Consider the following 25,336-nt stretch of genomic DNA (forward strand, 5'->3'; position numbering starts at 1 on the left):
ATGGACCGACTCCTCAGCCGCGCCGTCGACGGCGTCCTGCGCGTGAGCGCCCAGCGCGTCCCCGACCGGGTCGCCGTCCGCTACGCCGACCGGACCTGGACGTACGCCGAGCTCGACACGGCCGTCTCCACCGCCGCGGCCGTCCTGCGGGAGCCGCACCACCTCGGCCTGCCCGAGTACGCCCGGGTCGCGACCTACGGCCACAACTCGGACGCCTACCTCATCGCGTTCCTCGCCTGCTCCCGGGCGGGCCTGATCCACGTGCCGGTCAACCACCACCTGACCGGTGAGGACCTCACGTACCTCCTGGAGCAGTCGGAGACCTCCCTCGTCCTCGCCGACCCCGGTCTCGCGGACCGCGTCCCCGACGGCTACGCGGTCAGGGCGCTGCGCGACGCGTCCGGTTCGCTCCTCGACGCGCTCGCCGTTCCGGAGACGTACGACACCGACCGCGACGCCCGCGACCTCGTCCAGCTGCTCTACACCTCCGGCACCACCGCCCTGCCCAAGGGCGCGATGATGACCCACCGGGCCCTCGTCCACGAGTACGCGAGCGCGATCGAGGCCCTCGACCTGCACGAGGACGACCGGCCGGTGCACGCCCTGCCGCTCTACCACTCGGCGCAGACGCACGTCTTCCTGCTGCCCTACCTCGCCGTCGGCGCCGAGAACACCATCGTCGACGGGCCCGATCCGGCCGTCCTCCTCGACCTCATCGAGACGGGCCGAGCCGACACCCTCTTCGCCCCGCCGACCGTCTGGATCGGCCTCGCCAACCACCCGGGCTTCGCCGACCGGGACCTGTCCGCCCTGCGCAAGGCCTACTACGGGGCCTCGATCATGCCCGTACCCGTCCTGGAACGGCTCCGCGCCCGGCTGCCGGAGCTGCGCTTCTACAACTGCTTCGGCCAGTCCGAGATCGGCCCGCTCGCCACCGTCCTCGGCCCCGACGAGCACGAGGGCCGGATGGACTCCTGCGGCCGTCCCGTCCGTCACGTCGAGGCCCGGGTCGTCGACGAGGACGGCAGGGACGTGCCCGACGGCACGCCCGGCGAGATCGTCTACCGCTCACCGCAGCTCTGCGAGGGGTACTGGCGCAAGCACGAGGAGACCAAGGCGGCCTTCCGGGGCGGCTGGTTCCACTCGGGCGACCTCGCCGTCCGCGACGCCGAGGGCTACCTCACCATCGTCGACCGGGTGAAGGACGTCATCAACTCCGGGGGAGTGCTCGTCGCCTCACGGCAGGTGGAGGACGCGCTGTACACCCACCCCGGCGTCGCCGAGGTGGCCGTGATCGGCCTCCCCGACGAGCGCTGGATCGAGGCGGTCACGGCCGTGGTCGTCCCGCGCGGCGAGGTCACCGAGGCCGAACTCCTCGCCCACGCGCGGGAGAGCCTCGCCCACTTCAAGGCCCCGAAGCGCGTGCACTTCACCCCCGAACTGCCCCGCAACGCGAGCGGAAAGATCCTCAAGCGCGAACTGCGTGACCGGTTCGGCGGCGCGGGGACGAGCGGCGGCGGGACGGTGTGAGGGCGCGGGACGGTGTGAGGGCGCGGGACTGTGCGACGGCGCGGGACTGGCGGGCCGCGCGGGCCTGCGGGGCTGCCCCCGGGCCTGCCGAGACCAGGTGGCAGCCCAAGAGCCTCAGGCCCCCGCTCCCCGCAGATCCACGATCCGCTTGATCTTGCCCACCGAGCGTTCCAGCGTCTCCGGGTCGACCACCTCGACCCCGACCGACACCCCGATCCCGTCCTTGACCGCCGCCGCGATCGCCCGGGCCGCCTCCGCCCGCTGCTCCTCCGTCGCGCCCGCCCGGGCCTCCGCCCGTACCGTGAGGGCGTCGAGGCGGCCCTCCCTGGTGAGCCGCAGCTGGAAGTGCGGGGCGACGGCCGGCGTACGGAGGACGATCTCCTCGATCTGGGTGGGGAAGAGGTTCACCCCGCGCAGGATGATCATGTCGTCGCTGCGCCCGGTGACCTTCTCCATCCGCCGGAACACCCGTGCGGTGCCCGGCAGCAGGCGCGTCAGGTCCCGGGTCCGGTAACGGATGACCGGCATGGCCTCCTTGGTGAGCGAGGTGAAGACGAGTTCGCCCTCCTCCCCGTCGGGCAGCACCTCGCCCGTGAACGGGTCCACGATCTCCGGGTAGAAGTGGTCCTCCCAGATGTGCAGACCGTCCTTGGTCTCCACACACTCCTGTGCCACCCCGGGGCCGATCACCTCCGACAGGCCGTATATGTCGACCGCGTCGATCGCGAAGGCCTCCTCGATCTCCTTCCGCATCGCCTCCGTCCACGGCTCGGCGCCGAAGACGCCCACCTTCAGGGAGGTCGACCGCGGGTCCACGCCCTGCCGCTCGAACTCGTCGAGCAGCGTGAGCATGTACGAGGGGGTCACCATGATGATCTCGGGCCGGAAGTCCTGGATGAGCTGGACCTGCCGGGCCGTCATGCCGCCCGAGGCGGGGATCACCGTGCACCCGAGGCGCTCCGCGCCGTAGTGCGCGCCGAGTCCACCGGTGAACAGGCCGTACCCGTACGCCACGTGGACCTTGTGTCCGGGCCGGGCCCCGGCCGCCCGCAGGGAGCGCGCCACCACGTCGGCCCACAGGTCGAGGTCGCCCTCGGTGTAGCCGACGACGGTGGGCCGGCCGGTGGTGCCGCTGGAGGCGTGGACGCGCCGGACGCGTGACTGGTCGACGGCGAACATGCCGAAGGGGTAGTGGTCGCGGAGGTCCGCCTTGGTGGTGAAGGGGAAACGGGCCAGGTCCGCGAGCGTGCGGCAGTCGTCGGGGGTGACACCGGCCGCGTCGAAGGAGCGCCGGTGGAAGTCCACGTTCTCGTAGGCGTGGCGCAGGGTCGCGCGCAGCCGCTCCAGCTGGAGTGCCGCCAGCTCCTCGCGACCGAGCCGTTCGCCGCTGTCCAGCAGTTCCGTCATCGCGCCACTCCTCCACCACGGTCGTAAAACGGACTACCGATCATTCGGTCGACCCGTTCCGGGCCAGTAAATCCGGAGGGACCCGGGGCTTGGCAAGGGGGCGGAGGAACATTTCCCCGATCGCGCGGGCGCCCGGGCGGCGGCGGTCCGGGAAATCCCGTTGCCGGGCCCTGAGCAGGGGTGTTGGAGTGACCGGCATGGATACCCACCCGAGCCACCGGACCGAGCGAAGCCACCGGACCGAGCCCGGCCCGCGCACCCGGCCGAACCCGCCGACCGAGCCGACCCCGCAGACCCGGCACCTCCGTGACCTCTACGACCGTCAGCTGCGCCGGGAGGCCCGGCCCGACGGCCCCGGCTGCCGGGTCGAGCGCGTCGGTGACGTCGTCCGGCAGACCGGACCCGCGCACGCCTGGAACGGCGTCCTCTGGTCCGGTCTCGACGCCCCCGGCTGCGACGGCGTCATCGCCGAGCAGATCGCGTACTACCGCGCCGCCGGCCTGTCCTTCGAATGGAAGCTGTTCGCGCACGACACCCCCGCCGACCTCGGTCACCGGCTCCTCGCCGCGGGCTTCACGCCCGAGGACCCCGAGACCCTGATGGTCGCCGAGGCCGCCGCGCTTCCCCACGACGTACCGCTGCCCGCGGGGGTCGAACTCCGCGCGGTCACCGACGAGGCGGGGATCCGCCAGGTGGTCGAGGTCCACGAACGCGCCTTCGGCGCCGACAGCGCCGACATCGGGCGCCAGCTCCTCGACCGGCTCGCGGCCGACCCGGAGACCGTCACCGCCGTCGTCGCCCTCGCCGCGGGCGAACCCGTCAGCGCGGCCCGCCTCGAACTCTGCTCCGGCACCGACTTCGCCGGCCTCTGGGGCGGCGGCACCGTCGAGGGGTGGCGGGGCCGCGGCCTCTACCGGGCCCTCGTCTCCCACCGCGCGCGCATCGCCGCGGAGCGGGGCCACCGGTACGTCCACGTCGACGCGGCCGAGACCAGCCGGCCGATCCTGCGGCGCCTCGGCTTCCTGACACTCTCCACCACGACCCCGTACACGTACGGCGGTTAGCGGCCCGAGACGGTCGGGCGCCGCACGTACGACGCCCGTCAGGCTGCCGTCCAGTGCGCGGGGCGCTCGAAACCCTCCGGGAGGCGGGTCTCGGCGTTCCCGCGCGCCGCGTTCAGCTGGGGCTGCGTCAGGAAGAGAGCACCCGTCAGGTCGGCGCCCGACAGATCGGCGCCCCGCAGGTCCGCGCCGATCAGGTCCGTGAGGCTCAGGTCTGCGCCCGTCAGGTCGGCGGCGATCAGCAGCGCCCCGCGCAGGTCCGTGCCCCGCAGCCGCGCCCCGCGCAGCCGCTTCCCGACCAGATCCGCCCCGCGCCTGCTCTTCGGCTTCCCGCCGGCCGCAGCGCGGACCAGCTCGCTCGTCCGCAGCAGCAGCCCGTTCACGTCGGCGCGCACCTCGGGCACCCTCAGCTGCTCCAGCGCGTCCGCCGAGCCTCCGGTGAGCTCCTCGACCCGGGCGAGAGCGGTCCGCAGCTCCCCGTGGACGGGCCGGGCCGCCGGGCGGGCCAGTGCCTCGGTGAGGTAGCGCAGCAGCTCGTGGAGCTGGCGCATCACGTAGAACACGTCGTACATCCGGCTCGCCGTCTCCGGCGCCTCGCGCCACGACACCCCGCCGAACGTCACCTGGGAGACCTGCTGGCCCGCGCCGAAGCAGTCGTACACCGTGCAGCCCTGGAAGCCGCTCGTCCGCAGCCGGGTGTGGATGCCGCAGCGGAAGTCGTCCTGCAGGTTGCGGCAGGGCTCGCCGGGCGCCTTGTCCACGGCGAAGTCGGCCGACTTCGCGAAGGGCAGCGCCACACAGCACAGACCGAAGCAGTTGGCGCAGTCGCCGCGCAGGGCATCGGCGGCGGGGGTCTCGGTCACGGTGGACACGGTTCCTCAGCTGGTCGGGGACGGTCCTCCACCGTATCGCGCGCGCCGCCAAACCGTCTGCGAAGATCATCCGGAGCCGGTGAGGACCGCGCGGGCGCCCGACCTGGCTGGCGGACCCCCTCCCCGACGCCCGCCTCGTCACGATCGAGGCTGGGCACCTCCTCCACACGAACCGGCCCGACGCGTTCCTCGCCGCGATCAGGGAGTTCGGCCTCCGGGCGCCCTGAGTCGTGGCCGGCGTGATCCGATGGACAGGCCCTACCCGTCCGATCCCGATCCGGCGGAGACGCCCCGGCCGGCGTCCGCCGCCGGATCCGCCGTGTCCGCGTCGACCGCCACCGAGCGGGCCCAGCGGTAGTCCGCCTTGCCGCTGGGGGAGCGCTGGATGCGGTCGGCGAGGACCAGCTGGCGGGGCACCTTGTATCCGGCGAGACGGGGGCGGCAGTGGGCCTGGAGCGACTCCAGGTCCAGCGGCGGGGCGTCCGCGCGGAGCTGGACGACGGCGGCGACGTGGTTGCCCCAGCGGGCGTCGGGCACTCCGGCGACCAGCGCGTCGTACACGTCGGGGTGGGACTTGAGAGCCTGCTCCACCTCCTCCGGGTAGACCTTCTCGCCGCCCGTGTTGATGCACTGGGAGCCGCGCCCGAGGACGGTGACCACCCCGCTCTCGTCCACGGTCGCCATGTCGCCGAGGAGCACCCAGCGCACCCCGTCCCGCTCGAAGAAGGTCTCGGCGGTCTTCGCCGGGTCGTTGTAGTAGCCGAGCGGCACGTGGCCCCGCTGGGCGAGCCGTCCGATGTCGCCGGGGGCGACGGGGACGCGGGTCGCGGGGTCCACGACCTGGGTGCGTTCGTTGACGTGCAGCCGGAAGCCCTTGGCGGGGCCGGAGTCGTCGGTGGCGCGGCCGTTGGAACCGGACTCGGTGGAGCCGAAGTTGTTGAGGAGCAGGACGTTCGGCATCAGCTCCTGGAGCTGGGCCCGTACGGTGTCGGACATGATCGCCCCGGACGAGGACAGGCTGAACAGGGCCGAGAGGTCCGTGCCCTTCAGCGGCCCGCGCAGGGCGTCGACGAGCGGCCGCAGCATCGCGTCCCCGACCAGGGAGATGCTGGAGACCTTCTCCTTCTCCAGGGTGCGCAGGACCTCCTCCGGGACGTACTTGCGGTGCAGGACGACCCGCTGCCCGTAGTTGAAGGCGATGAACGCGGTCAGGGTGGAGGTGCCGTGCATGAGCGGCGGCGCGGGGAAGAAGGTGATGCCGGCGCCGCCGGCCGCGACCCGCTCGGCCAGCTCCTCGGGGCGCTTCACCGCCTCGCCCGAGGGGTCCCCGCCGAACAGCCCGGCGAAGAACAGGTCCTCCTGGCGCCACAGGACCCCCTTGGGCATCCCGGTCGTGCCGCCGGTGTAGATGATGAAGAGGTCGTCGGCCGAGCGGGGGCCGAAGCCCCGTTCCGGCGATCCGGCCGCCTCCGCCTCGGTGAACGGCACGCAGTCGAGGCCGGCGGCTTCCTCGGGCGGGGTCCCCACCCGCACGAGGTGCCGCAGCTTCTCCGTCTGCGGCAGCGCCGCCGCGACCCGGTCGGTGAACTCGGCGTCGAAGACGAGTGCGGCCAGGTCGGCGTCCCGGTAGAGGTAGACGAGTTCCTCCTCCACGTACCGGTAGTTCACGTTGACCGGCACGATCCGCGCCTTGAGGCAGGCGAGGACGGTCTGCAGGTACTCGACGCCGTTGTAGAGGTGGAGTCCGAGGTGGTCACCGGCCCGGATGCCCGCGTCGGTGAGGTGGTGGGCGATCCGGTTGGCGGCGGCGTCGAGTGCGGCGTAGGTGAGCCGGCGCTCCTCGCCCGTCCCCGGATGGTCGACGTACACCAGCGCCTCGCGGTCGGGGACCGCGTCGACGACCGATTCGAACAGGTCGGCAAGGTTGTACTCCACCGTTCCTCCTGACCCCGGTTCGCTCTGACTCGTACGCGTGCGCACTGACTCGGCGGTCATTAGAGCGCCGACCGGCTACGAGAGGAAGAGGGTGCGCGGAATAATCTGACTGGGTGTCAGAAAAAGTATTGAACTGGACCCCCGGCTCCTGCAACCTGTTCCAGAACTGGAGACGGGAGACCCCCATGGGTGGCACCGAACACCTCGGCGTACGGCGCGAAGGCGCCACGCTCGTACTCACCTTGAACCGGCCCGACGCCAAGAACGCCCTCTCGCTGCCGATGCTCGTCGGCCTCTACGACGGCTGGCTGGAGGCCGACGCCGACGACGGCATCCGCTCCGTCGTCCTCACCGGCGCCGGCGGCACCTTCTGCGCCGGCATGGACCTCAAGGCCCTCGCCGGGCAGGGGATGGAGGGCGAGCGGTACCGGGACCGGCTCAAGGCCGACCCCGACCTGCACTGGAAGGCGATGCTGCGCCACCACCGGCCCCGCAAACCCGTCATCGCCGCCGTCGAGGGGTACTGCGTCGCGGGCGGCACCGAGATCCTCCAGGGCACCGACATCCGGGTCGCGGCCGCCTCCGCCACCTTCGGTCTCTTCGAGGTCAGGCGCGGCCTCTTCCCCATCGGCGGCTCCACCGTCCGGCTGCCCCGCCAGATCGCCCGCACCCACGCCCTCGAAATGCTCCTCACGGGCCGCCCGTACACGGCGGAGGAGGCCGCCCGCATCGGCCTCGTCGGACGGGTCGTCCCCGACGGCACGGCACTGGACGCCGCCCTCGACCTCGCCGAACGGATCAACGCCTGCGGTCCGCTCGCCGTCGAGGCCGTCAAGGCCTCCGTCTACGAGACCGCCGAGATGACCGAGACGGAGGGGCTGGCCGCCGAACTCAAGCGGGGATGGCCGGTCTTCGACACGGCGGACGCGAAGGAGGGGGCGCGGGCGTTCGCGGAGAAGCGGCCGGCGGTCTACCGCCGGGAGTGAGGCCTTCCCGATGCCGGAGCACCGGCCCCGGACCCCCGCGCCCCGAACGCCGGCCGGGCCGCACCACGGCGGCGCGGGACAAGGCCCGCGCGGCGGCCCCACCGCACGCCCACTCCACCGCCACCAAGGAGCCCGCACATGACCGCCACCCCACCGCCGGAGACCCTCCGCGCCCCCCTCGTCGTGGAGTTCCCCTTCACCCGCTCCCTCGGCCCCGTCCAGTCCGCCTTCCTCACCGGACTGCGCGAACGGACCGTCCTCGGGGTGCGCACCGAGGCCGGCGAGGTGCTCGTCCCGCCCGTCGAGTACGACCCCGCCACCGCCGCCGAACTCCGCGACCTCGTCGAGGTCGCCGCCACCGGCACCGTCACCACCTGGGCCTGGAACCCCGAGCCCCGCCGGGACCAGCCCCTCGCCACCCCCTTCGCGTGGGTCCTCGTCCGCCTCGACGGAGCCGACACCGCCCTCCTGCACGCCCTCGACGCACCCGGTCCCGAAGCCGTCCGCACCGGCCTCAGGGTCCGCGTCCGCTGGGCCGCCGAACGCTCCGGCGCCATCACGGACATCGCCTGCTTCGAGCCGTACGACAGCGACCCCGGGGCCGAACCACGGCCCCACGAAGGCCTGTTCGCCGATCCCGTCACCGGCATCGTCGCGCCCGCGCGCCTCGACTACACGTACAGCCCCGGCCGCGCCCAGACCCGCTATCTGCACGCGCTCGCCGAGCGCCGGACCGTCGGCGAACGCTGCCCCTCCTGCACCAAGGTGTACGTGCCACCCCGGGGTGCCTGCCCCACCTGCGGCGTCGCCACCACCGACCAGGTCGAGGTCGGCCCCGCGGGTACCGTCACCACCTTCTGCATCGTCAACATCAAGGCGAAGAACGCCGAGATCGACGTGCCGTACGTCTACGCCCACATCGCCCTCGACGGCGCCGGGCTCGCCCTCCACGGCCGCATCGCCGGCATCCCCTACGACCAGGTCCGGATGGGCCTGCGCGTCGAACCGGTGTGGAGCGAGGACGGCCGATACCCCGACCACTACCGGCCCACCGGCGAGCCCGACGCCGACTACGACACCTACAAGGAGCTGCTGTGAGGCCGGACCGAGAGGTGGCGATCGTCGCCTTCGCCCAGACCGACCACCGCCGACGCACCGACGACCTCTCCGAGGTGGAGATGGTCATGCCCGTCCTGCACGACGTCCTCCGACGGACCGGCCTGAAGACCTCCGACATCGGCTTCACCTGCTCCGGATCCTCCGACTACCTCGCCGGACGCGCCTTCTCCTTCACCATGGCCCTCGACGGCGTCGGCGCCTGGCCCCCCATCTCCGAGTCCCACGTCGAGATGGACGGCGCCTGGGCGCTCTACGAGGCCTGGGTGAAGCTCCTCACCGGCGAGGCCGACACCGCCCTCGTGTACTCCTACGGCAAGGCCTCGCCCGGCTCCGTCCGCGACGTCCTCACCCGCCAGCTCGACCCGTACTACCTCGCCCCGCTCTGGCCCGACTCCGTCGCCCTCGCCGCACTCCAGGCGCAGGCGCTCGTCGACGCCGGGCACACCGACGAACCCGCCCTCGCCGCGATCGCCGCCCGCAGCCGGCGGGACGCCACGGACAACCCCCACGCCCAACTGCCCGGCGCCCGACCCCAGGGCGACTACGTCGTCCGGCCGCTGCGCACCGGGGACTGCCCGCCCATCGGCGACGGGGCCGCCGCCGTCATCCTCGCCGCCGGGGACCGGGCCCGCGAACTCTGCGCCCGCCCCGCCTGGATCCGGGGCTTGGACCATCGCGTCGAGGCCCACTCCCTCGGGGTCCGCGACCTCACCGACTCGCCCTCCACCCGCCTCGCCGCCGAACGCGCCGGAGCCTTCGAACGGCCCGTCGACACCGCCGAACTCCACGCCCCCTTCACCTCCCAGGAGGTCGTGCTCGCCAAGGCCCTCCACCTCGACGAGAGGGTGAGGGTCAACCCGTCCGGCGGAGCCCTCGCCGCCAACCCCGTCATGGCCGCCGGCCTGATCCGGCTCGGCGAGGCAGCCGCCCGCATCCACCGGGGCGACTCCGACCGGGCCCTCGCCCACGCCACCTCGGGCCCCTGCCTGCAGCAGAACCTGGTCGCCGTCCTGGAAGGGGACTCCCGTGCCTAAAGAGCCAGTAGCCGTCGTCGGCATAGGGCAGACCAAGCACGTCGCCGCCCGCAGGGACGTCTCACTCGCCGGACTCGTCCGCGAGGCCGCCGTCCGGGCCCTCGCGGACGCGGAGCTGACCTGGGCGGACATCGACGCCGTCGTCATCGGCAAGGCCCCCGACTTCTTCGAGGGCGTGATGATGCCGGAGCTGTACCTGGCCGACGCGCTCGGCGCCGTCGGCAAGCCCATGCTCCGGGTGCACACGGCCGGTTCGGTCGGCGGCTCCACCGCTCTCGTCGCCGCCAACCTGGTCGCCGCCCGCGTCCACCGGACCGTCCTCACCCTCGCCTTCGAGAAGCAGTCCGAGTCCAACGCCATGTGGGGCCTCTCGCTGCCCGTGCCATTCCAGCAGCCCCTGCTCGCCGGCGCCGGAGGGTTCTTCGCCCCGCACGTCCGGGCCTACATGCGCCGCACCGGCGCCCCCGACACGACCGGCTCCCTCGTCGCGTTCAAGGACCGGCGCAACGCCCTGAAGAACCCCTACGCCCATCTCCACGAGCACGACCTCACCCTGGAGAAGGTGCAGTCCTCCCCGATGCTCTGGGACCCCATCCGCTACTCCGAGACCTGCCCCTCCTCGGACGGCGCCTGCGCGATGGTCCTCACCGACCGTACCGGCGCGGCCCGTTCGCCCCGGCCCCCGGCCTGGGTGCACGGCGGGGCGATGCGCAGCGAACCCACCCTCTTCGCCGGCAAGGACTTCGTCTCCCCGCGGGCCGGCCGGGACTGTGCCGCCGACGTCTACCGGCAGGCCGGCATCACCGACCCCCGCCGGGAGATCGACGCCGTCGAGATGTACGTGCCGTTCTCCTGGTACGAGCCGATGTGGCTGGAGAACCTGGGCTTCGCCGAGGAGGGTGAGGGCTGGAAGCTCACCGAGGCCGGGGTGACCGAGCTCGACGGGGACCTGCCCGTGAACCCCTCCGGCGGAGTGCTCTCCACCAACCCCATCGGAGCCTCCGGGATGATCCGCTTCGCCGAGGCCGCCCTCCAGGTGCGCGGGGAGGCCGGCGAGCACCAGGTCGACGGCGCGCACCGGGCCCTCGGCCACGCCTACGGGGGCGGCGCCCAGTTCTTCGCCATGTGGCTCGTCGGAGACACCCCGCCCACCGGCTGACCGGCGACCGCGTGGGGCGCATACCCTGGCGCCCATGACCGCGGAACGTGATCTGACCAGGCTCCTCGCCGGGATGCGGCCGGAGCTCGACCCCGGCCGCTACGTCTTCACCACGGTGGACGGCCCCGCCCCGGACGGGGTCGCCCCGGTGGTCACCGTCGCCGAGCCCGAGGGGCTCACCCTCGTCGTACGCCAGGAGGAGGCGGACGCCGCGGCCCTCCCGTACGACTACGTGGCGGGCCGGATCACGCTGCGGGTGCACTCCGCACTCGACGCGGTCGGCCTGACGGCCGCCGTGGCCGGGGCGCTCGCCGAGGCGGGCCTGAGCTGCAACGTGGTGGCCGGATTCCACCACGACCACCTCTTCGTGGAGCACGCGCGTGCGAGGGAGGCGCTGACGGTCCTGGAGCGGCTCTCGGAGAGCTGACGGGGCCACGCACCGCGCCGCGCGGAGTCCCGCGGAGTCCCGCGGGGGCCCTCCGCGACCGGTCGGCCGCTCCGGGTGACCGCCGAGGTCTTCCCGCCCGCCGGGCGGCGTGGGGCTCCCGCCGACCGGCGCGTCGCATCGCGCGCAGAGGCACGTACCATGGCCGTATGTCCTTCCTCCGCCGCCGTAGCGCCGCCACTCCCGCGGGCCCGGACTTCGACGTCCTGGCCATGGATCCGGGGGACTGGCCCGGCAACCTCGGCGCCGGTCTGCTGCCCGCCCCCGACGGCTCCTGCCAGGGCGTCTTCCTCCGGTACGACCTGTTCGGCGGCCGCGGCCCCGCGATGATCATCGGCAACCTGCCGGAGGGCTCGCCGGCGCGCGAGCTCGCCGACACCCAGATCCCCTTCGAGGTGGCCCAGCTCCTCGCCGCCCTGGAGAACGACGAGCCGGTCGAGGTCCTCGACACCGAGGACGTCCCCGTGATGCAGGGCGACAACCTCCTCATCGTCCGCCGCCTCAAGCTCTCCGAGAGCCGCATCTCCTGCGTCCAGTTCGACCGCAGCGACAACGTCCTCGTGACGATCGCCAGTTGGGACCGGCCGATCACCGACGACCTCTACGCGCTGCTCAAGCCGCTGCCCGCCGAGCTGTTCCAGCAGGGCTGACGGGGGAGCGGGGGCCGATGAGCGCGCGCGTCGACAGCTGGATCTGGGCGGTCCGTCTGACCAAGACCCGCTCCCAGGCCGCCGCGGCCTGCCGGGCCGGACACGTCAAGGTCAACGGCGAACGGGCCAAGCCCGCCCAGCCGGTGAAGCCCGGGGACGAGGTCCGGCTCTTCCACGGCGGACGGGAGCGGATCGTCGAGGTCAAGGTGGTGCACACCAAGCGGATCGGCCCGCCGGTCGCCGCCGAGGCGTTCGTGGACAACAGCCCGCCCCCGCCGCCGCGCGAACACGTCGCCGTGGCCGCGGTGCGGGACCGGGGCGCCGGGCGACCGACCAAGCGGGACCGCCGCGAGCTCGACGGGCTGCGCGGCCGCCGCCCCTGACACGAACCGGTACGAGGCCGCCCCCGGGGACTCCCGGAGGCGGCCTCCCGCGCCCCAGGGCGCACGGTCCGCGTCTCAGCGCACGGTGGACCCGATCAGCGAGGCCACCCGCGCGGCCGAGGTGCCGAGCCCCGTCGGTCCGTACCGCAGCAGCGGAGTGCCGGCGCCCGTGTGCACGTCCTCGGACCGGTAACGGCGCACGTTCCGGTGCCAGTTGAGAATCCCGGCGAGCCAGTCCTCCAGCTCGCGCAGATACGCCTCGAAGGCCGCCCTGCCCCCGGCGTCCAGCTCGAAGTCCGCGTAGAGCAACGGAACTTCGTTCTTCTTGACGTGCTCGAACTGGCGCAGTCGGCCTCGCATCAGGTCGTCGACCATCGCGACCGCCGTCGGATAGTCGCAGTCGAAGAACTTCTGCAGCACCAGCACACCGTTGTGCACCTCGCCCTCGACCTCGATCTCCTTCTGGTACGAGAAGAGGTCGTTGAGGAGCGTCGCGTAGTCCATGACCGACCGCTCCAGGGAGCGCACCGTGCCCGTGAGGTAGAGCGCGGGCGGCAGCGCCTCGGAGTGCCGCAGCCGGCAGAGCAGGGTGGTCAGCTCCGAACCGAAGGTGGAACGGCGCATCTCGATGTAGTCGACCGGGTCGGGCACCCGGTGCTGGGCCTGGTTGTGCAGCTCCCAGAGCCAGCTGTCCAGCATGAGGTCGAGCGCGGTCCGCAGCTGCGCGCGGGCGTCCGGTGCCATCGGACCGGCCGTCCGCGCCCACAGGTCGGCGAGCGAGCGTTCCAGCGGGTTGACGGCGAGCGCCGCCCCCAGGGCCGGATCGTCGAGCGGCATGCAGGCCTTGAACCGCTCGGTCTGCTCCTTCGCGCCGGTGAGGTTGCGCGGCCGGCCGAACACCGCCGGGTAGTAGTCGTCCCCGTACGTTCCCCAGGTGAGCCACTCGGAGCTCAGCTCCAGCTCCTCCAGCGTGGCGTCGGGGTCGATCCCCGCCGCGCAGAGCGCGAGGTCGAAGCCGTCCATCAGCGACCGGTCCCAGATGTCGTCCAGGAGCCCCATCCGCTCGGCCCAGTCCTCGGAGAGCCGCTTCGCCTCCTGGTGGTGCGGGCTCAGGGAGAGCGGGTAGGGCAGGTCGAACTCCGGCAGCAGCGAGGGGCCGACGTGCTGGTGCGGCACGTGCGTGAGGGTCCGCAGCCGGGAGGTGGCCGACCGTCCGAACAGGTTCCGGATGTCGAGGGCGGAGGTGCCGATGATCCCGTCCAGGTGCGAGGGGCCGCCGACCATGCCCTCGTTCATGTACCGGCTGGAGCGCATGTGCCACTCGTGACCGCCGGACTGCCAGTCCTGGAGCCCCTTGGCGTACGCCGCCACGGCCGCGCACTCCTCGGGCGTGAGGCCCTTCTCGGCGGCGAGCAGCGGCACTTCGGTGAGGGCCGTGTTCTCGAACTGCTGGAGTCGTGAGGTCAGCAGGTCGTTGACGGCGTTCGCCGCCTCCTGCGTCGTGCAGCCCAGGAACCGCTCCAGGACGAGCACGCCGTTGCTGTTCTCGCCCTCGTCCTCCACCTCGCGCTGGTACGAGAAGAGGTCGTTGCGCAGATGGACGGCGTCGGAGAAGGCGTCCCTGAGCACCCGCAGGGGACGGGAGTAGGCCACCCGCTCCGGGACCTCGGCCCCCGCCGCGTACTCGACGAGCCCCGCCGACCAGGGCGCCCCGCCCACCTTGCGGCGCATCTCGATGTACTCGACGGGGTTGGCGACGCGCCCCTCGTTGATGTTGTCGAGCTCCCAGAGCGACTCGTTGAGCAGGTGCTCCGTCGCCTCCGCGAACCGCACCCGCCAGCCCTCGGACATCGAGGGAACGGTGCGTCGCCAGAGGTCGGCGAGACCCGCCTCGACGGGGTTGGTCGGCTCGGGCATCCCCGTCGCCGGGTCCGCCGGCATGAACAGCGGCAGCCGGTCCAGGTACACCTTGCCGCCCGCCCGGTCCTGGGTCCGCTTGAAGATCTCCAGGAAGTGGTCGTCGAAGAAGAAGACCCAGGTGTACCAGTCCGTGACGAGGTTCAGGGCCTCCTCGCCGCAGTCGGGATGCGTGTACGCGCAGAGCAGCGCGTAGTCGTGGGAGTCGAGGTCGTGCTGCTCCCAGACCCCCGAGCCCTCCAGCATCCCCATCTCCCGCGCCCAGTCCCGGGTGTGCGTGCGGGCGGCCTCCACATGGGGGTTGAGCCGTGCCGGATACGGAACATAGAAATCCGGCATAACGAAGGGCTGAGGCATGCGCTGGGGGGCCTTCCGGTGAGCGAGGTCGTTGTCGGGCCCACCTTTACCCGTCGCCCGTACGGCGCACGCGATCTTCCGAATAGTCCTATGAACGCCGACGGGGTGGTGCCGGACAGCCCGTCCGGCACCACCCCCGCGCCTTTCGGCCACGCCTCCGTCAGGCCTGGGAAACCCGCACGTCAGCCGCCTTGACGAAGGCCACCCGATGGCCGAACTGGATCTGGTAGTACTCCTCCTGGCCGCGCACCACCTGGTGCCCCCTGCTGTCGAACACCGGCGCGAAGTAGTACTCGCCCGGGGTCCGGTCGCCCACCACGTACCGCTGCCCCGCGAGCAGCCGGTACGGCAGCGGCGACACCGCCTGCACCGGCACACCCGCCGGATACGCCGAGGCCTCCGGGTAGGCCCGCCCGTACACCGGGACCGACGCGAGCCCCTCGCGGGGCGTCAGGACGAGACCCCGGACGCTCACGGCCGTCGGCTCCTCCGGCGGATTGTGGAACCACGCCTTCTGCCCGAGGTACCAGATCGCCGTCCACTCGCCCCGGCGCTCCGCCACCGCGTAGCTCTGCCCCGTCGAGGCCCGCGCCCCGGTGTCGTTGACCCCGGTGGTCGACGCCTCCCCGCCCGGCCGCAGACCGACGTCCGTCACCAGGGGCGCGTCCGGGCTCGGCCCGGTGTAGAGGCGCACCGCCCCGCTCCCGTGCGGCGCGCACGCCACCCCCGCCGTCACACAGCCCGTGTAGACCGGCCGGTGGTCGCCGTAGTCGGGCCGGATCGTGACCACCCCGGCCCCGGGACCGGCGCCCGGCGTGATCGGACGGCCGAGCAGCCGGAAGTAGTGCGCCCAGTCCCAGTACGGCCCCGGGTCGGTGTGCATGCCCTTGATCGTGGACGTCACCGTGCCGGGCACGTTGTCGTGGCCCAGGACGTGCTGCCGGTCGAGCGGGATGTCGAACCGGGCGGCGAGGTACCGCACCAGCCGCGCCGACGTCCGGTACATCGCCTCCGTGTACCAGGAGTCGGGCGCCGTCAGGAAGCCCTCGTGCTCCAGCCCCACCGACTTGGCGTTCACGAACCAGTTGCCCGCGTGCCAGCCGACGTCCTTGAGCGCCAGGTGCTGGGCGATATGCCCGTCGGAGGAGCGCAGCGAATACTGCCAGGACACGTACGCCGGGTCCCGCACCAGGTCCAGGGTGGTGTCCCAGACGGCCTCGGTGTCATGGATCACGATGTAGTCGATCGACTGGGCGGCGGGCCGGTCCGCCTTGTCGTGGTTGCCGTAGTCGCCGTCGCCGAACTCCTCGTACGGCGCGGGGATCCACTCGCAGGCCACCGTGCGCGGACACTCCACGGGACCGGACCCGGGCCGGCGCAGCCCGAGGGCGGCCAGCTGCCCCGTGGCGGGCGCGACCGCCGGCGCTGCCCGGAGCGTCACCACCTGGCCGCTGTCCGTCGTCCGGGACTCCCCGGTCCGGATCACGTCGAACACGTCGTTCGCGTACGTCGTCGCCGTGGCCGAGTCGTCCGCGCCCGAGTAGCGCGCCACCGCCCCGAACCACGCGGCCGGGTCCGCGCTCGCCGGAAGCCCGGCCTCCCGCTGCGCCGCGGCGAGCAGCGCCGCCCCGCCCTCGATGTTCGCCGCCGGTTCGGTCCGCAGCTCCTCGCCCGGAATCCCGGACAGGGCGGACGCCCGCTCCAGGGTGCGCAGCCGCGCGGGCAGCGCCCCGGCGGCCGGGACCGCCGTGTGGCCGCCCGGGCGCGCGGCCCGGGAGGAGTCGCCGCGCGCGTCCTCCGTGCCCTCCGAGTGGTGCGGGACGGCCACGGTCAGCGCCGTCACCGCGTCCGTCAGGTGCATCGGCCCGTAACCGCCGGTCACGCTCGGCGCACCGCCGTGGGAGTCCCAGCGCGACTGGAGGTACGAGACGGCGAGCAGCACGCTCTCGGGTACGCCGTGGCGGGCGGCGGCCCGCGCGAAGTGGCCCTGGAGGGAGCCGGACGCGGGCACGCCGGCACCGGCCGGCGGAGCGGCCGACAGCAGGGGCAGGAGCAGGGCGGCGGACGCGAGGGCGACCACCGTTCGTGGGCGACGACGTGAAGCCGTACGCGGCAAGGCAGCCTCCAGAGGCGGGGGTGACACCGGGGCGTGCGGGACCGAACCCGTACAGGGGTATCGGCTCCCGGACGATCCGTCAATCACGCCTCAGGAAAGAGAAGTTCCCACGTCAGAGCGGGAAAGGAGGCCATCCGGCGGAGTTTCGCGGCGACGGGCCCCGGGCCTGGGACGCGTCAGTGGAGTGGACCAGTGGCCATGCTCCGGGACACGCGGCGGAGGCGTACACGCGAGGGCGCCGCGGCCCGGTGTGTCGGCACCGGGCGCACGGCGCACCCTCCCCCGTGTCGTCGGTCGGGCCCGCCCGTTCAGCGCGTCCCGACCGCCGCGCGCACGGCCCGCCGTGCCATGGCGCAGTCGTCGTGCAGCCGCCTCAGAAGCAGCCGCTGTTCCTCACCGGGCGCGAGCGCCCCGGTGGGCACCGGCACGGAACCGGCCGGCGGAGCCTCCTTCATGGTGCGGTGCACCGCCGTCTCGTAGGTACGGATCTCCCGCGTCAGCACGATCATCAGGTTGACCAGGAAGGCGTCCCGGGAGGCCGGGCCCGCCTGCTGGGCCAGCTGACTGATCTGCCGCCGGGCCAGCGGGGCGTCCGCGAGGACCGCCCACAGGGTCGCCAGATCGTACCCGGGCAGGTACCACCCCGCGTGCTCCCAGTCGACGAGGACCGGTCCGGTGGGGGAGAGGAGGATGTTGGAGAGCAGGGCGTCACCGTGACAGAACTGCCCCATGCCCTGACGTCCACCCGCGTGGGCCAGACCGTGCAGCAGCTTCTGCAGGTCGTCCCGGTCCCGGTCGGTGAAGAGCCCGAGCTCGTGGTAGCGGGCGATGCGGGTGCCGTAGTCCAGCGGGGCGTCGAAGGTCCCGGTCGGCGGCCGCCAGGCGTTGAGCCGGGCGATCGCGCCGAGCGCGGCCCGGACGTCGGCCCGCGGCGGAGCCTCGACGGGGTGGCGCGAGAGCGCCGCGGCCCGCCCGGGCATCCGCTCGATCACCAGCGTGCAGTTCTCCGGGTCCGCCGCGATCAGCCGCGGCGCCCGCACCGGCGGACGGTGGCGGACGAAGGAGCGGTAGGAAGCTATCTCGTGCCGGAACCGCTCGACCCACGCGGGGGAGTGGTCCAGTAAACACTTCGCGACCGCCGTGGTCCGCCCGGTCGTCCCGACGATCAGTACCGACCGCCCGCTGCGCCGCAGCACCTGCACCGGGTTGAACTCCGGGCAGATGCGGTGGACGGAGGCGATCGCCATCTTCAGCTGAGCCCCCTGGGGGCCGGACAGATCGATTCTCCCGCTGACCGTCTGGGTACCCGTCCCGGCCGCCCAGCGCCTCGGCCGTACGGCCTGAGGGGCGGGAGCGAGGTAGGGCCCGGCGCCGGCCGGGACGATGCGGTGCTGCGGCCGGGGCGGGGCGGACACGGAGGACGATGCTGTGTACATGGAGGTGACAGATCCCTTCGTGGTCCGACGAGTTGCGTGCGTCGCCCCGCCCGCCCCCGGTCCGCACCCTGGGGAATGAGGGCCGGTCGGCGGGGCGGGGTGGCGCTTTCCTACCTGACACCCGGGCGCGGGTGGCGGAACATCGGGCGCACCCTGGCGAACCCTGGCGAATAGTCGCCAGCCCTATGACAGGGGGTTACTGTCAACTCAGCCGAGAACCTGGGGGCTTAGACGTGACCGGACAAACCAACACCCGCCTGGCAGACCTCTTCGGCCTGGCCGGCTGGTCCAAGGGCGAACTCGCGAGACTCGTCAACCGGCAGGCGGCGGCCATGGGCCACCCGCAGCTGGCGACCGACACCTCACGGGTCCGGCGCTGGATCGACCGCGGTGAGACCCCGCGCGATCCCGTTCCCCGGGTGCTGGCAGCACTGTTCACCGAGCGACTCGGCCGTGTCGTGACCATCGAGGACCTCGGGTTCGTACGACACGGGCGCGCCGGAAGGCGGCAGGACGTCAGGAAGACGGACAACCCTGACGGGCTGCCCTGGGCACCCGATCGTACGGCGGCGGTCCTCACCGAATTCACGGGAATGGACCTCATGCTCAACCGACGCGGCCTGGTGGGCGCGGGTGCCGCGCTTGCCGCCGGCTCCGTACTCAGCAACGCCATGCACGACTGGCTGCAGACCGACCCCGCACGCCAGTCCACCCCCCAGCGTGCCACCGATCCCCTCCACGCCGACCCCGCCGGGTTCGACCGCTACGAGGCCGCCCCCATCGGGTCGGAGGAGATCGAGGCACTGGAGCACTCGGTGGAGGTGTTCCGCGCCTGGGACGCCTCCCGGGGCGGCGGCCTCCAGCGCAAGGCGGTGGTGGGCCAGCTCAACGAGGTGGGCGGCATGCTCGCCTACCGCCACGCCGACCACCTCCAGCGGCGCCTGTGGGGCGTCGCCGCCAACCTGGCCGTCCTCGCGGGCTGGATGTCGCACGACGTCGGCCTCGAACCCACGGCCCAGAAGTACTTCGTGATCGCCGCCCACGCGGCCCGCGAGGGCGGCGACCGGCCCCGGGCCGGTGAGGCCCTGTCCCGCGCCGCACGCCAGATGGTGCACCTGGGCCGGCCCGACGACGCGCTCGACCTCATGAAGCTCGCCAAGGACGGCTCCGGCGAGCGGGTGCTGCCCCGGACCCGGGCCATGTTCCACACGATCGAGGCCTGGGCGCAGGCCTCGATGGGCCGCGGACAGGCCATGCGCCGCACCCTCGGAGAGGCCGAGGACCTGTTCGTGTCCGACCGGCGCGACGAGCGGACGCCGAGCTGGATGCAGAACTTCGACGAGGCGGACATGCACGGCATGCAGGCCCTCGCCTACCGGACCCTCGCCGACCACGACCCCACGGCCGCGGTCCCCGCGCAGCGCCACGCCAAGCTGGCGATCGAACTGCGGCGCGGCGGCCACGACCGCTCGAAGCTCTTCGACCACATCTCGCTCGCCTCCGCCTGCTTCATCGCCGACGACCCGGAGCAGGCCGACCGGTACGCCAGGCTCGCCCTGATGTCGATGGGGGAGACCTCGTCCCACCGCACCTGGGACCGGCTGCGGCAGATGTACCGGCTCACCGGGCAGTACGCCGGCTACGCCAGGATCGAGCACCTGCGTGAGGAGATCGAGCAGGCCCTGCCGAGGTCGCCGGTCAACCGTCCGAGGACGGGACAGGCCTGAGGGGCCGACCGGCCCGGGGCGGTGCGGGCACGCGCGGCGCACCCGCCGAGGACGACACGGGCACCAGGGATCGACCGACCGAGCACGGGGCAGGCCCACGGGGCCGACCGGCCCGGGACGGTCCGCTTCCGAGCGGCTCGGGCCGGACCGGCAGGCGCCAAGTGGCGCTCGTTGCCGGGTGGTTCAGTGCCCGACCCGGACCACCATCACGCAGGCGTCGTCCGCGCGCTGTTCCTCACCGAACTCCTCCACCACCGCGCGCACACCGTCCCGGGCGTCCCTCGCCCCGGAGAGCCGGTGTCCCAGGGCGAGCAGTCGCCGATTGCCCGTGTCGTCGTCCGCGCGGCTGCCCCGGGTCAGCCCGTCGGTGTGCAGCACGAGCAGGTCGCCGGGGCGCAGCCGGGTCTCGGCCTCGCCGTACACGGCCCCGGTCGTCGCCCCCAGGAGGACACCCTCGGGGCGCCGCAGGACGTGCCCCGTCCCGTCGCGGAACAGCAGCGGGGCGGCGTGGCCGGCCTGAGCCCAGGTCAGCGTCTGGGCGACCGGGTCGTAGCGGCAGCACATCGCGCTGCCGAGCGCCGGCTGTACGGAGGTCTCCAGGAGCTGGTTGAGATGGCCCATGAGCGCGGCGGGCCGGATTCCGGCCACGGCCATGCCGCGCAGCGCGCCCAGGAGCATGGCCATGGAGGAGGTCGCGGCGACCCCGTGGCCCGTCAGGTCGCCCACGGTGAGCAGCGCGTCCCCGTCGGGCAGGGCCAGCGCGTCGTACCAGTCGCCGCCGATCAGGCCGGTGCTGGCGGCGGGGAGGTAGTGGGCGGCCACGTCGAGCGGGGCGGGGCCGCCGTGCGCGAAGCTGAGCGAGCCGCGCCACGGCGGGAGCACCGCCTCCTGGAGCTCCACGGCGACCCGTCGCTCGGTCTGCTCGATGTGACGGCTGCGCTCCAGGGTGTCCCGGCTCTCGCGGACCGCCCGCTCGCTGCGCCGGAGTTCGCTGACGTCGCGGAGGACGGCCCACATCGAGGCGGTGCAGCCGTCGGCGTCGAGCACGGGCTCGCCGGTCATGTGCACCGTGCGCACACAGCCGTCGGTCCGCACGATCCGGAACTCGCCGTCGATCGGCTTCCCGTCGATCAGACAGTCCGTCACCATGCTCTGGAGGACGGACTGGTCCTCGGCGAAGACCATCGTGGGCATCTCGTCCAGCGACATGGGGCCGCTCTCGCGTGTACGTCCGAAGATCTGGTACAGCTCCTCGGACCAACTGACCTCGTCGGTCAGGAGGTTCCACTCGGCGCTGCCGACACGGGCGAGCAGCGATCCGGTGCGCGGCGGGGCTTCCGCGCCGTACGCGGTGCCGGGGTCGGTCGGGAGGGCCGTGTCGACGACGGGGTCGGGCGCCGGCTCGGTGGCGACCTCCTCCGGAGCGCCCGCGCGGAGCTGCCCCAAGTGCGCGCCGAGATCGTCCAGTTGGTGGACCGCCAGGTCGCAGAGGGCACGCTGCCAGCGCTGCTGCGGATCGTCGTCGTTCACCTCGGCGTCCCGGCGCACGGCGGCGAGCTCGCCGCGCAGACGGCGGGTCTGTGAGATCAGCGCGTCCACCGCGCCCGGCTCCGGCTGCTGGGCGGGGCGGTCCGCGAACAGTGGGGACGGCATGTCGTACTCCGATACAGGCGCGGCACGGCCAGGCCAGGTGTGAAAGGGAGGCCCGCATACGACTGTTGCACAGCGCGGGACGGCCCGTAAGGGCTTTGGCAACACTCGATCCGGTGGTGCTTCCGGCATATGTCAAAGGCCCGGCGATTATCGGCCAGGCCGCGACGCGTTACGGTGCGGGGGTGGTGAACGACGACGGAATGGGCACGGTGGGCACGCGCACGGCGGTCACGGGCGGGGCGGGTACGAGCACGGGGACGGGCACGACGGACGAGGCACGGAGAGGCCCGGCGGGGGCCACCGCCACGGGCACCGCGTTCCTCCTCGCGGCCGCGCCCGCCGGACGCGGGCGTGCCATGGACGCCGCCTCCGTCCTTCCCGCCCTCGCCGCCGTGCCGCCCGGGGTCCTCACCGGCACCACCACCGCCACCGTGGTCGAACTCGCCGATCCGCTCGACCCGCAGACCGTCCTGACCCGGCTGCGCGCCGCCGCGGCGAGCCCCGGGCCCCTGGTCCTCTGCCTCGCGGGACAGCTCCATCTCGACCGCCGGCAGCAGCTGCCCCACCTCGCACTCGCCCGCACCACCCCGGCGGCGCTCCGCTACACGGCGCTGCCCTGGCACTGGCTCGCCGGCGAACTCGGCGTACGGGCCCCCGGCACCACGACCGTCGTCGCGGACCTCGCCGCCGACGCCGCCGTGTGGGAACGCCTCGCCGCCGCACCCTCCTCCCTGCACCTGGGGCCCGGACCTGTCCTCTACGGACGGGTCTCCCCGGCCCCGCGCCGGGGAGAGCCCCTGGCCCCCGACTACCTGCGCTCCTGGGCCGAACTCTGGCGCTCCGGCGCCCGGCTCCCGCACGCCACGCTCCACGCCGAGTCCGCCGCCCACGCCGCCTCGTCCCTGCCCGGCTCGCTTTTCCTGGCGCCCGCGCCCGCTCCCGCGCGGACCCCGGAGCAGGACCCGCACCCGACGATCCTGGCCGCCGCCATGGCGGGCCGGCACGGGGAGGCGGCGGCGGTGGCCGCGGCCTGGGAGAGCGAGGCCCTGCGCCGCCACGGCCCCCGGTCCGGGGAGGCCGTCCACTGGACGGAGGTACGGGCCGATCTCGCCCGCCTCGCCGGGGAGCCCGCCCGCAGCTGCGCCCTGTGGATCGCCGCCGCCGAGGCGCGGCTCGCCCTGCGGCAGCCGACGGACGACCCCGACGTCGAAGGGGCAGTGGACCGGGCCCACCACCAGTGGGGAGAGATCGGCGACCCCGCACGGGCCCGCGCCCTCGGCCCCGCCCTGATCTCCCTGCGGGAACGGGTCCCCGGCCAGCGCCCCGGGGCGCTGGCCGCACTGCGACGGCGCATGGCCGACTGAACCCATCCGACTCCCCGAGTCACCGATTCCGTCCCCCGCATGCATGCCGCCACGCCCTCGGCGGCCGGCTCCCTCTCCGAGGCGCTCGGCACCGGCGTGCCCGTCGCGCACGTCCCGATGGGGCCGACCACCGCGTACACCATCGACCGCGCGGTCAACAGCTAGCGGGGCGTCCTCGCCGTCCGTCAGCCCCGACGGCCGCCGGGACGCGAGGGCCGGGGAACCCCTGGGAGGGGCCTCGCCGATCAGGCCGTGCCGCGGGCGGGGAGGACGACCCGGATGCCGAACTCGTAGCTACCGGTCGCCTCCGCGATGCCCATGAAGAGCACGGCGAAGGTCTCCTGGCCCCGCGCCGTGGCGATGCCGCCCAGGTCGAGCAGCGCGTCGTCGGGCCAGCCGAGGTCGGTGACCAGACCGCGCACCACCTTCTTCGCCTCCGCGTCCTCCCCCGAGAGGAACACCGTGCCGGGGCCCTCCAGGGAGTCCGGCGCGACCATCACGTTCCGGTCGACCGTGGCGAGCGTCTTCACCACCCGGGTCTCCGGGAAGGCCTGCTGGATCTCCTCGCCGAGGCTGACGACCGGATGCGAGAGCGTCCCGTCCTCCAGGAAGCCCACCCCGACGTCCAGGAGGGTCTTCCCCGCGAGCGCCGGAGCCCCGATCGATTCGAGCACGGCGACCGAGACGGTACCCGGGGTGGCGTTCACCAGTACGTCGGCGTGCGCGGCCGCCTCGGCCGAGCCCACGATCCGTACACCCGCCGCCGTGAGTTCCCCCAGCTCCGAGAGGAGCTCCTCGTCGTCGGGCCGCCGCGACCCGACGACCACGTCATGACCGGACAGCGCCCACGCCGACGCGAGAGCCCGTCCCACATTTCCCGTACCGAGAATTCCGATTCGCATGACCGTCATCCTGGCGCCCCCTGCCGGGTCGGCGCCTCGGCCCGGAGACCCCACCCGCGTCCGTCTCTCGACGTAGGGCCGGGTGCCGCCGGACCGCGGCGGGGCTGAGATGATCGAAGGCATGACCACCGTTCCGCCCTCGGCCCCGGAGCCGGCCCCGACCCCGGCGCCGGGCCCGGAGCCGGCCGGGGCGGCGGCGCCCGCCCCGCACGCGACGCTCACCACCGACCGCCTGCTGCTGCGCCCGGTCCGCGCCGGCGACCTCCCGGCCATGACGCGGCTGTGGACCGAGCCCGAGGTACGGCGCCACCTCGGCGGTCCCGTCACCGAGCCCGTCATCCTCATCCGGCGGCGGCGGATCGTCGGCGCGCCCGGTTTCCGTGCCGTGGTCCGAGCCGAGGACGACCTGGTGCTGGGGCTCGTCTCCGTGGAGCCCGGCGCGCGCGAGGGCGAGACGGAGGTGTCGTACCAGTTCCTGCCCGAGCACTGGGGCAACGGCTACGCGCGCGAGGCCGTCGCCGCCGTCCTCGACGTCACGCTCCGCGACACGCCCAGCGTGGTCGCGGTGACCCAGCGGGCGAACCGCCGCTCCCGGCGGCTCCTCGAAGCGGTCGGCATGACCCATGCCGCCTCGTTCGTCGAGTACGACGCCCACCAGGTCCTCTACCGGCGCCGGCGCTGAGCCCCACGAACCTCTTCCCTCAGCGGACCTTCTCGCCGGCCGCCAGCTTCGCCACCATGCGCTCCAGCCGTCCCGCCCGGCCCTTCGGCGTGCGGGCCTGCCACAACCGCATGATCACCAGGTACTGATCGGTCCTCCCGAGCCCCTCGTAGAAGGTCCGCGCCCGCTCGTCGGCAGCCAGCGCCGCCGCGAGGTCGTCCGGCACGGTCGCCTCCGCCTGCGACGGGTACGCGGCCTCCCACCGGCCGTCGGCGCGCGCGGCCCGCACCTCGGCGAGCCCCGGGTCGCGCATCCGCCCCGCCGCCGTCAGCGCCTCGACCTTGCGGACGTTCACCTGCGACCAGAGGCTGCGCGCCCGCCTCGGCGTGTACTTCTGGAGGTAGTAGGCGCCGTCGCCGCCCTTGCGCTGCCCGTCGATCCAGCCGAAGCAGAGCATGCAGTCGAGGATCTCGGGATTCGTCAGCGACGCGCCCCCCTTGTCCTTCTTGGCGATCCTCAGCCACACCCCGGAGGAGTCGGCGTGGTGGGTCTCCAGCCACGCCTCCAGCTCCGCGGTCTCCGTGACGGTCATCAGTTCAAGCCCGTCGTACCGCTCCATCGC

The 25,336-nt window shown here is 73.3% G+C and carries 22 protein-coding genes; 13 read left to right on the top strand and 9 right to left on the bottom strand.

From position 1 onward, the window contains the following. A complete protein-coding gene (locus ACRRSS_RS15580) occupies window positions 1–1,530 on the top strand; it encodes a fatty acyl-CoA synthetase (protein ID WP_435971809.1) in 1,530 nt (509 codons plus the stop codon). A 114-nt stretch (window positions 1,531–1,644) separates the two neighbouring features. Here the strand turns inward: ACRRSS_RS15580 and paaK are convergent, their stop codons facing one another. After that, window positions 1,645–2,937 (bottom strand): phenylacetate--CoA ligase PaaK, encoded by a 1,293-nt coding sequence (gene paaK / locus ACRRSS_RS15585; protein ID WP_435971810.1) that lies wholly within the window; start codon window positions 2,935–2,937, stop codon window positions 1,645–1,647. Window positions 2,938–3,134: 197 nt separating this feature from the next. Here paaK and ACRRSS_RS15590 point away from each other — a divergent pair, with 197 nt between their 5' ends. Then, on the top strand, window positions 3,135–4,001 hold the full coding sequence (locus tag ACRRSS_RS15590) for a GNAT family N-acetyltransferase (RefSeq protein WP_435971811.1): 867 nt from the start codon (window positions 3,135–3,137) through the stop codon (window positions 3,999–4,001). A gap of 38 nt (window positions 4,002–4,039) precedes the next feature. Here ACRRSS_RS15590 and ACRRSS_RS15595 read toward each other — a convergent pair whose 3' ends face one another. Together ACRRSS_RS15595 and ACRRSS_RS15600 are read right to left on the bottom strand one after the other, a co-directional pair. Then, entirely contained in the window at window positions 4,040–4,870 is an 831-nt protein-coding gene (locus ACRRSS_RS15595) for a pentapeptide repeat-containing protein (RefSeq protein ID WP_435971812.1), read from the bottom strand. Window positions 4,871–5,128: 258 nt separating this feature from the next. Further along, window positions 5,129–6,805, bottom strand: coding sequence for an acyl-CoA synthetase (locus tag ACRRSS_RS15600; protein WP_435971813.1), 1,677 nt, complete (start codon window positions 6,803–6,805; stop codon window positions 5,129–5,131). A 185-nt stretch (window positions 6,806–6,990) separates the two neighbouring features. Between ACRRSS_RS15600 and ACRRSS_RS15605 the strand changes: the two genes are divergently transcribed. From ACRRSS_RS15605 to ACRRSS_RS15635, 7 genes are all read left to right on the top strand, one after another. Further along, the gene (locus ACRRSS_RS15605) at window positions 6,991–7,791 is read left to right on the top strand and encodes a crotonase/enoyl-CoA hydratase family protein (RefSeq protein WP_435971814.1); all 801 of its coding nucleotides are present in this window, start codon (window positions 6,991–6,993) and stop codon (window positions 7,789–7,791) included. Between the two features lie 138 nt (window positions 7,792–7,929). Further along, window positions 7,930–8,889, top strand: coding sequence for a Zn-ribbon domain-containing OB-fold protein (locus tag ACRRSS_RS15610; protein ID WP_435971815.1), 960 nt, complete (start codon window positions 7,930–7,932; stop codon window positions 8,887–8,889). Then, window positions 8,886–9,944: a thiolase domain-containing protein gene (locus tag ACRRSS_RS15615; protein WP_435971816.1), complete on the top strand. Its 1,059-nt coding sequence runs from the start codon at window positions 8,886–8,888 to the stop codon at window positions 9,942–9,944. Before ACRRSS_RS15610 ends, ACRRSS_RS15615 begins: the two co-directional genes overlap by 4 nt. Then, entirely contained in the window at window positions 9,937–11,103 is a 1,167-nt protein-coding gene (locus tag ACRRSS_RS15620) for a thiolase domain-containing protein (RefSeq protein WP_435971817.1), read from the top strand. Before ACRRSS_RS15615 ends, ACRRSS_RS15620 begins: the two co-directional genes overlap by 8 nt. A 34-nt stretch (window positions 11,104–11,137) precedes the next feature. Further along, entirely contained in the window at window positions 11,138–11,530 is a 393-nt protein-coding gene (locus tag ACRRSS_RS15625; RefSeq protein WP_435971818.1) for an ACT domain-containing protein, read from the top strand. A gap of 167 nt (window positions 11,531–11,697) precedes the next feature. After that, window positions 11,698–12,198, top strand: a complete 501-nt coding sequence (locus tag ACRRSS_RS15630) for a hypothetical protein (protein WP_351903148.1) — start codon at window positions 11,698–11,700, stop codon at window positions 12,196–12,198. Between the two features lie 17 nt (window positions 12,199–12,215). Beyond that, window positions 12,216–12,581, top strand: a complete 366-nt coding sequence (locus ACRRSS_RS15635; RefSeq protein WP_435971819.1) for an RNA-binding S4 domain-containing protein — start codon at window positions 12,216–12,218, stop codon at window positions 12,579–12,581. 75 nt (window positions 12,582–12,656) lie between these two features. Here the strand turns inward: ACRRSS_RS15635 and ACRRSS_RS15640 are convergent, their stop codons facing one another. The 3 genes from ACRRSS_RS15640 to ACRRSS_RS15650 all read right to left on the bottom strand — a co-directional run bounded on the left by ACRRSS_RS15640 (window position 12,657) and on the right by ACRRSS_RS15650 (window position 18,407). Next, window positions 12,657–14,855, bottom strand: coding sequence for a terpene synthase family protein (locus tag ACRRSS_RS15640; protein WP_435971820.1), 2,199 nt, complete (start codon window positions 14,853–14,855; stop codon window positions 12,657–12,659). 160 nt (window positions 14,856–15,015) lie between these two features. After that, complete coding sequence (locus ACRRSS_RS15645) at window positions 15,016–16,935, bottom strand: N-acetylmuramoyl-L-alanine amidase (RefSeq protein WP_435971821.1); 1,920 nt, start codon at window positions 16,933–16,935, stop codon at window positions 15,016–15,018. Window positions 16,936–17,279: 344 nt separating this feature from the next. After that, the gene (locus tag ACRRSS_RS15650) at window positions 17,280–18,407 is read right to left on the bottom strand and encodes an aminoglycoside phosphotransferase family protein (protein WP_435971822.1); all 1,128 of its coding nucleotides are present in this window, start codon (window positions 18,405–18,407) and stop codon (window positions 17,280–17,282) included. 233 nt (window positions 18,408–18,640) lie between these two features. On the opposite strand from ACRRSS_RS15650, the gene ACRRSS_RS15655 reads away from it, so the two are divergent. Beyond that, window positions 18,641–20,134, top strand: a complete 1,494-nt coding sequence (locus tag ACRRSS_RS15655; RefSeq protein WP_435971823.1) for a DNA-binding protein NsdB — start codon at window positions 18,641–18,643, stop codon at window positions 20,132–20,134. A gap of 183 nt (window positions 20,135–20,317) precedes the next feature. Here ACRRSS_RS15655 and ACRRSS_RS15660 read toward each other — a convergent pair whose 3' ends face one another. Beyond that, complete coding sequence (locus ACRRSS_RS15660; RefSeq protein WP_435971824.1) at window positions 20,318–21,787, bottom strand: PP2C family protein-serine/threonine phosphatase; 1,470 nt, start codon at window positions 21,785–21,787, stop codon at window positions 20,318–20,320. 182 nt (window positions 21,788–21,969) lie between these two features. On the opposite strand from ACRRSS_RS15660, the gene ACRRSS_RS15665 reads away from it, so the two are divergent. Beyond that, window positions 21,970–23,151 carry a hypothetical protein gene (locus ACRRSS_RS15665; protein ID WP_435971825.1) on the top strand — a complete coding sequence of 394 codons (1,182 nt, stop codon included), beginning with the start codon at window positions 21,970–21,972 and terminating at the stop codon, window positions 23,149–23,151. Between the two features lie 39 nt (window positions 23,152–23,190). Continuing rightward, window positions 23,191–23,316 carry a hypothetical protein gene (locus ACRRSS_RS15670; RefSeq protein ID WP_435971826.1) on the top strand — a complete coding sequence of 42 codons (126 nt, stop codon included), beginning with the start codon at window positions 23,191–23,193 and terminating at the stop codon, window positions 23,314–23,316. Between the two features lie 80 nt (window positions 23,317–23,396). On the opposite strand, the gene ACRRSS_RS15675 is transcribed toward ACRRSS_RS15670, so the two are convergent. Continuing rightward, window positions 23,397–24,053: an NADPH-dependent F420 reductase gene (locus tag ACRRSS_RS15675; protein ID WP_435971827.1), complete on the bottom strand. Its 657-nt coding sequence runs from the start codon at window positions 24,051–24,053 to the stop codon at window positions 23,397–23,399. A 121-nt stretch (window positions 24,054–24,174) separates the two neighbouring features. Between ACRRSS_RS15675 and ACRRSS_RS15680 the strand changes: the two genes are divergently transcribed. Further along, a complete protein-coding gene (locus ACRRSS_RS15680) occupies window positions 24,175–24,735 on the top strand; it encodes a GNAT family N-acetyltransferase (protein WP_435971828.1) in 561 nt (186 codons plus the stop codon). Window positions 24,736–24,754: 19 nt separating this feature from the next. On the opposite strand, the gene ACRRSS_RS15685 is transcribed toward ACRRSS_RS15680, so the two are convergent. Beyond that, window positions 24,755–25,333, bottom strand: coding sequence for a YdeI/OmpD-associated family protein (locus tag ACRRSS_RS15685; RefSeq protein ID WP_435971829.1), 579 nt, complete (start codon window positions 25,331–25,333; stop codon window positions 24,755–24,757). Window positions 25,334–25,336 lie beyond the last annotated feature (3 nt).

The organism is Streptomyces sp. Qhu_M48, from assembly GCF_051305195.1.
In the GTDB taxonomy this organism is placed as follows: domain Bacteria; phylum Actinomycetota; class Actinomycetes; order Streptomycetales; family Streptomycetaceae; genus Streptomyces.

What these genes read in the sequence shown, in the direction of transcription:
- ACRRSS_RS15580 (WP_435971809.1), top strand. Translation starts at nt 1, where the DNA reads ATGGACCGACTCCTCAGCCGCGCCGTCGACGGCGTCCTGCGCGTGAGC.
- paaK (WP_435971810.1), bottom strand. Translation starts at nt 2,937, where the DNA reads ATGACGGAACTGCTGGACAGCGGCGAACGGCTCGGTCGCGAGGAGCTG.
- ACRRSS_RS15590 (WP_435971811.1), top strand. Translation starts at nt 3,135, where the DNA reads ATGGATACCCACCCGAGCCACCGGACCGAGCGAAGCCACCGGACCGAG.
- ACRRSS_RS15605 (WP_435971814.1), top strand. Translation starts at nt 6,991, where the DNA reads ATGGGTGGCACCGAACACCTCGGCGTACGGCGCGAAGGCGCCACGCTC.
- ACRRSS_RS15610 (WP_435971815.1), top strand. Translation starts at nt 7,930, where the DNA reads ATGACCGCCACCCCACCGCCGGAGACCCTCCGCGCCCCCCTCGTCGTG.
- ACRRSS_RS15625 (WP_435971818.1), top strand. Translation starts at nt 11,138, where the DNA reads ATGACCGCGGAACGTGATCTGACCAGGCTCCTCGCCGGGATGCGGCCG.
- ACRRSS_RS15630 (WP_351903148.1), top strand. Translation starts at nt 11,698, where the DNA reads ATGTCCTTCCTCCGCCGCCGTAGCGCCGCCACTCCCGCGGGCCCGGAC.
- ACRRSS_RS15635 (WP_435971819.1), top strand. Translation starts at nt 12,216, where the DNA reads ATGAGCGCGCGCGTCGACAGCTGGATCTGGGCGGTCCGTCTGACCAAG.
- ACRRSS_RS15640 (WP_435971820.1), bottom strand. Translation starts at nt 14,855, where the DNA reads ATGCCTCAGCCCTTCGTTATGCCGGATTTCTATGTTCCGTATCCGGCA.
- ACRRSS_RS15650 (WP_435971822.1), bottom strand. Translation starts at nt 18,407, where the DNA reads ATGTACACAGCATCGTCCTCCGTGTCCGCCCCGCCCCGGCCGCAGCAC.
- ACRRSS_RS15660 (WP_435971824.1), bottom strand. Translation starts at nt 21,787, where the DNA reads ATGCCGTCCCCACTGTTCGCGGACCGCCCCGCCCAGCAGCCGGAGCCG.
- ACRRSS_RS15670 (WP_435971826.1), top strand. Translation starts at nt 23,191, where the DNA reads ATGCATGCCGCCACGCCCTCGGCGGCCGGCTCCCTCTCCGAGGCGCTC.
- ACRRSS_RS15675 (WP_435971827.1), bottom strand. Translation starts at nt 24,053, where the DNA reads ATGCGAATCGGAATTCTCGGTACGGGAAATGTGGGACGGGCTCTCGCG.
- ACRRSS_RS15680 (WP_435971828.1), top strand. Translation starts at nt 24,175, where the DNA reads ATGACCACCGTTCCGCCCTCGGCCCCGGAGCCGGCCCCGACCCCGGCG.
- ACRRSS_RS15685 (WP_435971829.1), bottom strand. Translation starts at nt 25,333, where the DNA reads ATGGAGCGGTACGACGGGCTTGAACTGATGACCGTCACGGAGACCGCG.